Annotated in this window: 7 protein-coding genes; 4 read left to right on the top strand and 3 right to left on the bottom strand. The window is 51.1% G+C overall.

Going from position 1 to position 12,534, the window contains the following annotated elements; translation table 11 throughout:
• The first annotated feature begins 1,480 nt into the window (after nt 1-1,480).
• A complete protein-coding gene (locus tag OHL21_RS00485) occupies nt 1,481-3,103 on the top strand; it encodes a phosphohexomutase domain-containing protein (protein WP_263415287.1) in 1,623 nt (540 codons plus the stop codon).
• A 268-nt stretch (nt 3,104-3,371) separates the two neighbouring features.
• Here OHL21_RS00485 and OHL21_RS24420 read toward each other — a convergent pair whose 3' ends face one another.
• Nucleotides 3,372-3,626 carry a KH domain-containing protein gene (locus OHL21_RS24420; protein ID WP_399256793.1) on the bottom strand — a complete coding sequence of 85 codons (255 nt, stop codon included), beginning with the start codon at nt 3,624-3,626 and terminating at the stop codon, nt 3,372-3,374.
• 126 nt (nt 3,627-3,752) lie between these two features.
• Nucleotides 3,753-4,892 carry a mannose-1-phosphate guanylyltransferase gene (locus tag OHL21_RS00490; protein ID WP_263415288.1) on the bottom strand — a complete coding sequence of 380 codons (1,140 nt, stop codon included), beginning with the start codon at nt 4,890-4,892 and terminating at the stop codon, nt 3,753-3,755.
• Between the two features lie 397 nt (nt 4,893-5,289).
• Here OHL21_RS00490 and cas9 point away from each other — a divergent pair, with 397 nt between their 5' ends.
• On the top strand, nt 5,290-8,508 hold the full coding sequence (gene cas9 / locus OHL21_RS00495; protein ID WP_263415289.1) for a type II CRISPR RNA-guided endonuclease Cas9: 3,219 nt from the start codon (nt 5,290-5,292) through the stop codon (nt 8,506-8,508).
• A 1,029-nt stretch (nt 8,509-9,537) separates the two neighbouring features.
• Here the strand turns inward: cas9 and OHL21_RS00500 are convergent.
• Nucleotides 9,538-9,780 (bottom strand): hypothetical protein, encoded by a 243-nt coding sequence (locus tag OHL21_RS00500; protein WP_263415290.1) that lies wholly within the window; start codon nt 9,778-9,780, stop codon nt 9,538-9,540.
• Nucleotides 9,781-10,214: 434 nt separating this feature from the next.
• Here OHL21_RS00500 and OHL21_RS00505 point away from each other — a divergent pair, with 434 nt between their 5' ends.
• Together OHL21_RS00505 and OHL21_RS00510 are read left to right on the top strand one after the other, a co-directional pair.
• On the top strand, nt 10,215-10,784 hold the full coding sequence (locus OHL21_RS00505; RefSeq protein WP_263415291.1) for a hypothetical protein: 570 nt from the start codon (nt 10,215-10,217) through the stop codon (nt 10,782-10,784).
• 687 nt (nt 10,785-11,471) lie between these two features.
• Nucleotides 11,472-12,534 (top strand): TonB-dependent receptor plug domain-containing protein (locus OHL21_RS00510; RefSeq protein ID WP_263415292.1); only part of this gene is annotated, 1,063 nt, incomplete at its 3' end.

The raw sequence follows: 12,534 nt of genomic DNA on the forward strand, positions 1-12,534 counted from the left end.
AACGAGGTAACCATAGGCTAGTAGGAATAATGGCAAGTCAAATAAGCACGCGCAAGCGAGCGAATACAGAAACCTGCATTTCAATCTTGTCGTGCGGCTAAATTTGCCATTTTCATCCTACAACGATATGGATGGCAAGTTCAAGTGAAATGCCGGTGAAAACCTCTAAATCGCAATGCTCCAACGGCCCATTACCTGTAAGGACTAAAGCTGTTCCGACGCCCATCTCTCTATCGCAGTGACACCGCGATAGCGCAATAGGAATAAGAGCAATGGGCGTCGAGCTCGCTCGATTTGTTGATTGCTTGCTTCCGTAACGACAGGTGATGCCGCTCAAGATAGCCCGAGAGCTCCGATGATAGCGGGAAGTTCCGGGACGGAAACAGGACACGAGCCGCGAGGGACGGAGGGCGTTGTTCGACTCAGGGACGCAACAATCGCCGCGAGGTGAGCTTCGTCGCACCAGACACGGTTCGACTCTCTCCCGTCCGGATATATCAGATTTGCGTGGAAATAACCCTTTTGCGCTTTGCTCCAATTCAAATGTGCGCCGACAGGAGCTTCATGCGTGAAAAGTTTTGTCTCTGGGGATAGGCTCAACTCTTTGACTCCCTCTAAAGTGATTATTTAGCTTGCAAGGGCCCTTATGTCACAGCATTCTCGAAACAAATGAATGATCTGCAATCCGCTCGTACAAGACGATAACGTCTGGTTCGCTTGGGTCTCTGACGACGCCTACGCAATGCGAGACATGTAAAATCCGAACTTGTCTTTTTGATGGAGGTAGCCGCCAAAGACATCCTGCCCGAGGAAGAGCATCGATACGGTACAGGTACAATTCGCCGTCGAGATCGATGTATCCTGGTGGATCGGTAATATCGCGAAACTGAACAGAAAACATCTCAGCGAGCTGGTGTGATGTCATGATTGGCTCACGATTGCAAGTGTGAGAAGGTTGTCGTACTTGCGGCCAAGCGTTTATGTCAAGAGATGCTAGCACGCTTTACGACCGTGAGCAAGAGACCAATTCAGCACCGTAGGGCCTATCGAAAATAACAGAAAACAAGCAGCCCGAGCATTCCAGCAAGGAATGAGTACCACCAAGGGATACGAGATGCCTCTTCTGCTTCGCAATAGCCGCAAAATCGATCGTAGAAGTTTGCAGGATAGCCACACTCCGTGCAGGTCCACATCAAACCAAATTCCCCCAAATGGATTTTCGACTATGGTGAGTCTAAAAGAAATCAATGCAACGTGCTGATCGTTCGTGAAAATTTGACAAAGGCATTGAGTTTGTTTACCTACCATGACATGGGGTGCTATTGAAACAGCATCAAGCGGACGTGAGATGCGGGCATGTGCATGCAGTGCACGTCTTCTAAGTTGGTGATACGCACTTAGCTAATGCACTATTCCACCGAGTAGCGCAATAATCTATGATGCTGACTTCAATTATTTAAGGTTCTCATACAGGCAAGGGATGATGATCAAGCTACGCGACGCGCTCAACTACTCTCCAATAGAACTGAAATTCGGCACAAGCGGACGAAGGGGAAAAGTTTTAGACCTCACTCAGCTTGAGATCTATGTCAATGTGCGAGGTGAGCTAGAATTCCTTAAGACACTCGGCTTAGTCGATGGTGGCATACGCTCCGGAGATCATGTCTTCGTGGGGTACGACCTTCGCCCTAGCTCATGTTTCGTGATGCCTAAATATGATGGCCGCGGAGGGATCGTACAGGCTGTCGTTGCTGCTATAGAGGATTCCGGCTTGCATCCTACGAATCTCGGCGTGCTTCCGACGCCCGCTTTGGCTCTAACGGGCTGGAAAAACCGATCAGCAAGCATCATGGTGACTGGAAGTCATATTCCTTTCGATTGGAATGGCTACAAGCTCAATACGTCAACGGGCGAGTTGTTGAAGGAGCATGAGGCGCCGATCTCTGAGCACGTGAACCGGATCCGCTCAGCTTGTTATGAGAGTTCTCTGAACTCAAGCATCTTTGACGATCGCGGTATGCTGCGCTCCCTCAGGCAGATTGATTCGGAAACGCGGGGATTTCCGAATCTCTATCGTGATCGTTTTGTTGATGCCTTTGGAGGCTTGCTTTTGAAGGGGACCAAGATCCTCTTTTACGAACACTCTTCAGCCGGTCGGGATCTCTATCCGGCGATACTGGAAGAACTTGGAGCGCATGTACTCAGGACCGGGAGGACCGAAGAGTTTTTGCCGGTTGATACAGAGAATCTTCAACAGGAAATGCTGTCGTCATTGCAGAATCTCGCAGACGAAGCTGCAAAGAATGGGTTTTATGCAGATGTCGTCGTCTCGGCCGACGGAGATGCGGATAGACCAGTTCTGCTGAGCTGTGAAAATGGTCGACTGCGTTTCATCCCGGGAGACATTCTTGGCGTCCTTGCCGCGAGCTACCTGGATCCTGACGCGATTGCCGTACCGATCAGTTGTAACGATGCTATCGATCAAAGTAGTCTCGCTGGAGCTCTCTTGCCTAAAACCAAGATTGGATCTCCATACGTAATCAGTGCAATTGAACGAGCGAAAGCTGCCGGCCGTAGCCGGGTCTGCGGCTGGGAGCCCAACGGAGGATTCATTGTTGGCACGGAATTCCCGCTTGATTCTGGTACTTTAGCTCCCCTGCCGACGCGGGATGCACTTCTGCCTATCGTTGCGACCCTGCTGCTGGCGAAAAGAGAAAACGCCTCAGTTGGGACTTTGGCCGACCGGTTACCTCCCCGCTTTGGCTGTGCGGGATTAGTTAAAGAGATTCCTCGTTCCGTCGGAGCTTCCTTGCTCCGCGAGATCTCGATGGAACTAGAATCAAAGCAGGTGGGCGTAGACGAATGTGGCTCCCTACTATTTGTCGTGCCCGATATATTTGAAAGCCTCATAGGAACCGATCTGACAGATGGTGTACGCCTGACGTCCGGCAAGGGAGAGATCTTGCATTTGCGACCATCTGGAAATGCAGATGAATTTCGCGTCTATGCAGTGGCCGATACTCCTAACCGCGCCCAGGAGATTCTCAAGATTGCGTTGCAGGGCGTTGGCATTTTTAAACGAAGCGCTTCTGCAGGTGTCTAAGTTTCGCCTTCTATAGCTAAATTGAGTGGGACAATGTGCGGGGTTCCCGGTAGGAGGGCGCATATTGATCCCACCTGCAAGCATCACTGTTCGAATGCCTTGCTGGTTTACGATATCCAAGGTTTATTAATAGCCCGCCTCAATGGCAGAAATTACCATATCGGTACTATGGCAATGTTCGAATACGAGCAATACCACCGCAAAAGGATTGCTTGGGATAAAAATCTTGACCTAAGGAGCGAGTAACAGGTAACTAAGACTCATTTCGCTAGAGGGGAGTGATATCGAGGGTAAAAACACGCCCTGCCTTCAGACCTATGCTGCCAACGAGCGTTCGGAGCGCACGTGCATTTCTCCCATCTTTGCCAATGATTGCCCCAGCGTCTCGCTTCGTCGCACGCACTTCGATAAGAGTGTGCCTATTGGGCTGAGGAATCGCATCGATTACCAACTGATTCTTATCCTCGATAAGGCAAATGATGATTGATCGAAGAGCGTGAAGTATTTCCGACGTAGTATCCATGATTCGTCTCCATAATAAATAATGAGACCGTATTAGCTACAAAATACATAGGACCCAGCCTCAGAATCTGGACCCGAGGCATCTATCTACCTGATTCGGCGAACACGGGAACTGATACCGATTGCTTCAGATCATTTCTCTTCTTCCTCGCTCTTGCAGCGCCTTTACTACTTTGCCGACATCCTGTGAGCATTCCAGTGTGGTGACCAGGAGAGCGTCATCAGTCTGCACAATGACCAATCCGTCGACTCCGACAAGTGCGACAGTGAGATCCTTGGCGTATACATAGTTTCCTCTAGCGTTTAGCGAAACCAGGCCTGACCCGTCAACCACGTTGCCATGGAGGTCGCAGCCAGGTGCTGCAATAGATCGTCTGTGTTCGTGTAGTGCCGCCCAAGAGCCAAGATCATTCCATCCGAACTCCGCGGGGATGCAGAAGATGCCGGAAGCTCGTTCGCCTTTGCCGGAACGAGGCTCGAGCACTGCATAGTCGATAGAGATGTTTTCACATTCCGGGTACAGCCGCGCAAATACTTCCTCGAAATGAGGAGATCCGAAAGCGCTTGCGATTTCAGTAAGTTTCGCCGCGATCTGTGGTGCATGCTCGCGGAGTGAATTCACCAGCGTCCGTGCAGTCCAAAGAAAGATCCCACTATTCCAGGCATAGCGTCCGGTAGCTACAAATTCGGAAGCTGTTCGCTTGTCCGGCTTTTCGGTGAAACGTTGTACCTGCCGCACTGGCAAAGGCAGACCATAAGTCGGCAGGGCAACATCGCCTTGCTCGATGTAGCCATACCCAGTCTCCGGCCGAGTAGGCGGGACGCCCATAACAACAATGTTGTCTCCTGCCCAAGCGACGGCGATACCTGCTTGCAAGGCAGCAGCAAAACGATCCGCATCTCTTACGACGTGATCAGCTGGGAAGATCCCTATTACCGTTTCGGGGTCCTCGCGCTCAATTAGGAACGCGGCAAGGCCACAAGCTGGCGCCGTATTGCGAGCCGCCGGCTCAGAGATAATATGCTGTGTCGGGACATCCGGTAGTTGCGTGCGGATCTGTTCTGCAAGCATCGGGTTAGTAATGACATGGATGTTTTTGCGCTCCGTGATGAGTGCGAGCCTATCCACGGTCTGTTGAATCATCGTTCGTTCGCCATCGAGTGCTAAGACCTGTTTGGCTCTCGACTTTCTGCTCCGAGGCCAAAATCGAGTACCGCTGCCGCCCGCGAGAATTACCGGAATAAAATTCGCAATATTAGAAGACATTGCTTTCCCTATGCATTCAGTGCAGAATAAGATTCGTTGATACCTGCGGTAGGGAAGTGCCTATCACAAGTAGCCAAAATTTGCTCCTGTAGTAGAAGCATCGCCAGTATCGTTCATGCTACGATGCAGCGTGATATCAGAGAAGTGAATAATCGCAAATCTGTGTTCGAAGTACCGGACCAGGTGACGATATTTTTGTTTACCGCTCCCGAGTAATGCCTAGGAAAGCGAATACTGCCCCGATATAGGTGAGCGCCCCGTCCAGGGGGCGCTCAAAGGTCGCTCAATGAGCGGAGCCTTACGACGAAAGCTTACTGGGAATAGCCGGGCAATCGCCGCTCAAGTACACTTCCAATAGACTACTTTTTCAGGAAAGTTTGCGTCAAGGATAATTCGTATGACTGCATCTTGCGTCCCGACGCAGAAATACGTCCTCGGTTTAGACCTAGGTTGCGCATCCCTCGGTTGGGCTTTGACAGGGATGAATGAGACTAGCCAGCCCACGCATTTGATCCGCACGGGAGTACGGATATTTCAGCCTGGTATCGAAGGGACCTTATCCGATATTGCTGTTGGCAAGGATCTGCCGAAAGCTGTTCCCCGCCGTTTAGCGCGCCTTCGTCGGCGGCAATATCGTCGCCGAACTGCACGTCAACGTGATCTTTTTAGACTCCTTCAGCGTCATGGATTGCTTCCAGTGCTCGAAGGCGAGAATCGAGGTCTCTCACCTTCAGAGATACGTCATAAACTCTTCAATCTCCTTGATAAGGAAATAGAAGAGAGATGGTCAACCGAATCCGATGATCCGGAATTCCTTGAGCTTCCTCTTTACCATCTACGTCAAGTCGCACTCGATCAAAAGCTCAGACCTTTTGAGGTAGGCCGAGTGATCTATCATCTTGGCCAGCGGCGGGGCTTTCGATCAAGCCGCCGTGAAGTGGCTCAAAATGCAGAGCAAGAAAAACTGCAAAGTAAAGCGAGGGCAGATATTGCCCGGCTTGAGGCTGCAATCGAGAAGAGTGGTGCGAGAACTCTGGGAGAATACTTTGCCCGCCTCAATCCACATGAACCGGGTCAAAATGTACGCCGCCGGTGGACAAGTCGCAGAATGTATGAAGACGAGTTCGCACTGATCTGGCGAACGCAGGCAGGTTACCATCCAGATCTTTTGGCGGAGGAACTTCACGACGAAGTCCGCGCATTACTATTTTTCCAACGACCCACTGCAGCACAGAAGCATCTGATTGGCCGATGCGAATTGGAACCCCAGGAGCGTCGCGTGGCTTGGGCAACCCTCGATGCCCAGAGGTTCAGAGTTCTACAGGAACTTAATGGTCTCGAGGTTGTCTCTCCCGGCATGTCGAATAGGAAATTGGCTATGTGGGAGCATCAGATAGTATTCGATCTCCTAGAGCGTGGGGGAGATCAGACCTTTGCCAATTTGAGAAAGCAGCTTCGACTTGCCAAAGGCTGCTTCTTCAATTTGGAGCAAGAAGGACGGCGAACGCTACCTGGCAATCATACGGCATCTGCGATGTGGGCTGCCTTTGGCGAGCGGTGGATGGCTTTTCAGGATAAAGAACGCCTAGGGATCGTTGAAGAGTGGCGCAATAGGGTGTCGGACGAATGGCTGCTAAAACGCGGCATAGATCGGTGGGGATTGAGTTCAGAAGCTGCTTCTAGGTGGAGCTCAAGCCATCCTGAACGAGGATACTGCTCCTTTTCGCGCAAAGCTCTCCTCAAATTGTTGCCCCTCATGTTCGAGGGTAAAACTTTCAGCGACGCAGTGGGGGAAGCATATGGCAGTCGTTTAGTGGGAGAACGCCAGCAAGATCGACTACCGATTGTTAGTCAGTACCTACCCGCATTGCGAAATCCAGCTCTCGAGAGAGCCTTGACGGAGATGCGTAAAGTTGTAAACGCCATAATACGTGAATATGGCAGGCCTGATGCTGTTCACATTGAGCTCGCACGCGAACTCAAACAGCCACGGCAAGAGAGAATGAGAATGGCGGCACTCAGCCGCAAACGCCGGAATGAACGATACAGAATTAAAGCTCGTATCCTCTCTGAATGTGGTATCCCGATAGAAAAGCAGACACGTGAAGATATCGAAAAGGCACTGTTATACGTCGAATGCAATGGAATCTGTCCTTACACTGGCCGCGTGATTCCTTTTTCAAGCCTTTTCAGGGATTGTCAATTTGATGCAGTGCATATCATCCCGCGATGTTTATATCCTGATGATTCCTTCCAAAATAGGACCCTTTGTTATATCCCTACTCATAATAAGCGAAATAAGACGCCTTTCGAGGCCTATGGCTCGGATGAGCTAGGGTGGGCGTCAATATTAGAACGGGTCCGTAGTTTCGGCAACTTTCGGAAGTTAGAGAGGTTTCTGCTCCAGACGGTAGATGATGTAGCTAAATTCGCCGAAAAACGGTTAACCGATACCCACCATTCCAGCGTGCTCGCCGGTAGGCTTTTAAACACTTTGTATGGCACCGATATCCATGGAAACAATGATCGAAGCCAGCAAAAAGTGTTTGTCTCCAGCGGAGCTGTAACGGCAACGCTTCGTCGATCATGGGGCTTGGATGAGATGTTTAGCAAAATAGCCAATCCTATAAAGGATAATGAAAAAGCTAAATCCCGCTATGATCATCGGCACCATGCTATTGATGCCATTGTTGTTGCGCTGACGTGGCAAGGCGTAGTTGGGAAGATTACTCACACCACCTCCAGCGGCTTGGGGCATCCGCCCAACAAGGGACTAACAGGAACCGATTTGCCGTGGAATGATTTCTTGAATTCCGTGCGGCCTCACATCACCCACATTTTTGTGTCTCATCGTCCTGAGCACAAGATGTCAGGTGCTTTACATGAGAGCACCATATATAGTCCGCCATATCTGTCAGATAACAAAAAATATGTTCATGTTCGAAAGCCGATATCGAGTCTCACGCTCAAAGAAATTGATTCTATTGTCGATCCGGCTGTTCGCTCTGCTGTTACGGACAAGGCTCATTCCGTCGGTGACCTGTCCAAGTGTGAAGGAGCGTCAGACTGGCCTGTGCTAATTGCTCGGGGTGGTCGAGAGATTCCAATCAAGCGCGTGCGAATCCGCAAAGCCTTGGACGTGACCACAATAGGCACAGACGAACGGCAGAGGAACGTAGCGCTCTCCAATAACCATCACTGCGCTATCTTTGCTCAGATCGAAAATGATTGTGAAGTTCGTTGGGAAGGAATTACGGTGTCGCTGTATGAAGCGATGCAGCGTTGCCGGAACGGGATGCCGGTTGTTGAGACAAAACATACGGGGGGAGAGCAGTGGATTTTCAAATTCTCTCTCATGAATCGGGATGCCCTCGAGATCCACCGCTCCTGTGATCATCCCGAAGGTAAATGTGTCCCGGAAATATTTTGTGTTCGCTCGATAGCAAGCAATGGTCAACTCGGTCTCGTAGGGCTTGCAGATGGCCGGTTAATACATGAGATAAAATCATCGAGACAATTCTGGTCTCCGCGAGCAGAGACCCTCCGGAAACTAGGTGCAGCGAAGGTGGTAGTTGATCCTTTGTGTAGGAAACACGAGATCAGACGTCCATCCTGAGTGCAACGGCATAGCTTTATTTGCGCTCATGATCCGGCAACTTCTATCTCGAGGATTTAGTAGACGAGGCCAATTATGCCGGATCGGGCGGGTAGTGGTGTTCAACCTCCTTATAGGATCTGAAAACTGACGTAGTCGCTATTGTTTCAATGGCGGCTACGTCAATCCTGCGTGTACTTGAGCGGAGATTTCCGACCATCCCCAGCACGTGATGCACTTAATCGATACGGAAAGTGTACAACAAGGCTCCGCAGGGATTCCCGATACCGGCCAGTTATGGCTGGGATAGAACTGAGCTTTCGAGGGGGCCTCCACGGGGGCAAGGATGATGTATCGCATGTCGGTGGGACCTAAACGCTAAGATTGCTCGAATCTGCGAAAATGAGATGACCTCAATTATGGAGAGCCTGGTGTTCGGAAAGTACAGAAGAAAATTGGAGCGGATGCTGATTTGGTTTTACCAGGTCTTTGTGGCGCCCATATGCCCAGCTTGTCAGAAGCCCTTTGGGTATAACCCTCGATGCGGGATTTGCGATCAAGAGTATTGGCAGAAAAAAGGCTGGTAAGGCCTACGGTATCCAACGAGAATGTGTCGTTGAAGCTCTTCGTGGAGCATCCGGTGCCCTACGATGTTCTCCTAGTTCTCCAAGGCAATCACTGTAAAAGTGCCCGCGGGACGAAACCCTCTCCTGTAAGGCCGCTCTGGATCGGGACATACGGGAATTCTTCCGAAATTCACAGACGAGATGTAATCCGACAACGATTCGGACCGTCTTGCGGCTCAAGATGACAACCTTACACCCCACTTGGTCAGGCTGTCGGGCCGCGTTCCATTGGTCAAGCCGCCAGCACTTCTGGCAGCGTGCGTTGAAATGGCTCGGGTACCTTCCGTGGCGTTGAGACTCACGTAAGCGTCACACATATCTGCGACAGCATAGATGAGAGAATAGGCAAAAGGCAGAGGTTCGTCGCAGCTAGAATCCGCCGCTTTCTACCAATGTTGTTTCCAGATTCGACTTGCGAGTCTCCCTATCGCGCGATCCGCAGTTGCGGAACTGCGGTGTGCCGAATCGGACGAGCTTCGGTACGCTTCAGGCGCGCGAGGCAGAAGATCACTACACCAAATGTGATGGGCAGACCAAAGAGCAGAAACAGTACAAAGTACCCAAGCAGCTCCGGAGCGCTGCGGCGTTCAAAGGTGGACCTCGAGACGTGTGTGCCGAGAGCAAGTACCGCGTTCAGAGCAAAATAGATGGCAGTAAAGGTGATCATGGTAGCGTCCTTGATCTGCTCATCGGCTACGATCCGGGGAACTTGATAGCAATTTAAAAGTAGGTAACGTTACTATCTATGCGGCGATGGATACCTGAAGGGAGCTGCTGTCTCTTATGTAGGAGGCGGCTTTGGGTCAATGTGAGAGCCCCTGAGCGGGAGAAAATGGCACGCACGGGAGGCAGCCCGGATGCGCCATGTGCTTTGAAGGAGCACTTTGGTTGTACTTACGGTTTCGGCGGGAAGTGGTTAGCCTTTAGCGTTGAGCCGAAAAATCTCGAAGGTCAGACCAAGCAAATGGATGTCTTTGAGGCTGCGTCGTAAGATATGCAGATCCAATTATGAGGGCTCTCTCCGTGCAGCGGAGCGAAAGAATCCTGGAATACACCATCTGCGCGCGATGGTGGAACCGATTAGAATTATTGGAAAGCTCTATGGAAATTCCTATTGACGTGAAGGTAGAAGTCTCGATTCTGCCGTGCATTTTCGTGGGTGCGTGGATTTACAGTGTGGCGTTTCCCTCATTCAAAAAGCCTGATCGGGCGCCACGATCGGTGGCTGAGCTCCGGATGCTGTTATTGATGTGTGAATATCATCTCGCCGATCCAAAGACCCCATTTTTTAAGAGGTACAAATTTAGACGCCTGGGTCTCGCGGTATATCCGATCTTCGCCGGCTATCTGGAACAGATGGAATACGAAGGGCGTGGTGCAGAGGTCAATGAGGAATGGCGAAAGATTTGGGCTGAGAGTTTCGTAACGTTTGCCAATCGTGAGGCCGGTGACATTGCTTCTGAACTGGAGCCATGGAGTGTTCCACCTCCAAAGGAGGAGAAAGAACGAATTGAACGCGAGAAGATCAATGATCTAATCGCATCGACGAAAGCCTTTGTTAAGGTAAGCCCGCCCGGTGGATCTATGTCTGCGATTCGGAAACTAGATAAAATAACAGAAATGCATCAACAGGCTCTGAGGCGAAGGCAGCTTCTCTATAACAGGAAATGAGCGACATCACGCCGATTCCTATTCCTTTGATTTGGAATTTTATTTACGGCAAAAGCGGTTAGCATTGTCTCTCCGAGGGCCGATAGTCATAGTGCAAACGGCCATCATTTGACCTAAGGTGGATCTCGAAATAAGGCGTTAGCTCGCCGCAAGAACGGCCAGAGACGCATCCACCAGCCATGCGCTCCAATGGTTACGGAACTGAAGTTTCGGGCTTATACAGCGACATGGATCTTTATAAGAATTATTAGAAATAACGGGCTCGTAGCTCATTGCCGCGCTTCAGTCGAATTAGGAAGATATAACGAGATGCGCCTGTAACAGGGCGCATTTTCTTTTGCTCGCTGTACCGGAAGTCTCTGTGATTCTTATGAGATAGGAGATTTGATTGCGGAAAAGTTGAGCGAAACGAGTCACCTCTAAAGTCTCTTTGCCCCGCGCCGAAGAGTTAAGTGACGGGAAGAAGATGCTGCAAAGAATCCCCCCTTACCGGCTATTTCGTTGCGAGCCCGACGGTGCCGCCAAGTAGGGGAAAGTCTGCAAAGGATTGCACGTTACCTCCGGTTGCGTGAGGAATTTCGGTTCCTGCGCCTCTTCAGAGTGCAGTTTCGTGGCATAGCGATTGCTTTGTTACGGCCATAGCAGCTTTGTGCATTGTCTGCCCGCTTCTTTGAAGGAGAGGACGAGATGACTACGTACAAATTAAAAAATCATGCTGTAGCTGTGCTGGTTGTAATGCTTCCGTTGTCTTTTGTCGGACAGACTTCTAAACACAAGACGCCCTCTCCGCTGGAGATCGCGAAGAACGCAATGCCACCGCGCCCTACCGGTGAGACAGCCTCGCTGGCGATGAAAACCAAAACAGCAGCAATCGCTGCAACCGCATCTTCTGCCACATCTGCATCAACCTCCGCAATCGCATCAACTGCCGCAAGCGCATCGAGCGGAACGAAAGCTGCACCCGCAGCCGCCATCATCCCCACAGCGATTGCTTCCATCACGGTGGAAGGCCACTCCGCAGACGAGATTCTGCAGACCGACACCGCTATCACATTGCAGGCAACAAGCGCCGAGATGCAGGCAGCACCTGGCACCTATAACGACATCCCTCGCTTCCTGATGACGGAACCTGGCGTCACCTTCGATACTGACTCCAGAAACACCTACATGGTGAATGGTGGTAACCCGATCGAGAATCTGTATGTTGTCGACGGCGTTGAAATTGCGAACATCAACCACCTCAGCACGAGCAATTCCTCGGGTGGCTTTGTGTCGATGCTGGATACCGACGCGGTCTCGTCGGTCAGCCTGCATAAGGCGCTCTACAGCACAAAGTACAGTGGCGCTCTGTCCTCCGTTCTCAGTGTGAACACCGCTGCGCCGGCTGCGCAGAAACGGCATCTGCAGATGGATATGGGCTATGCCGGCATGGGTGCGATCTTCAGCCATCCGCTGGGGAAGAAAGCTGCATTCCTCACGCAGTATCGCCGCAGCGTGATCAACTACTTTACGGACGACATCGGCATTGGCGGTGCGCCGGTCTACTCCGGAGCACTGGCACGTGTCGATACGCATCCGACTGGAAAGGACACGGTCTTCGGTCTGTATATCGGTGGCAACGACAAGATCGCCCTGCACCCGAATCTGTTGGACAACCAGGATCCCGGTTACGTCAGCACGACGTACACAGGGAATCGCGGGATCTATGCCGCGACGTGGAACCACATTGTCTCCGGCAACACGCTGCTGA

Source organism: Terriglobus albidus (assembly GCF_025685425.1).
GTDB classification, from domain to species: Bacteria; Acidobacteriota; Terriglobia; order Terriglobales; family Acidobacteriaceae; genus Terriglobus; species Terriglobus albidus.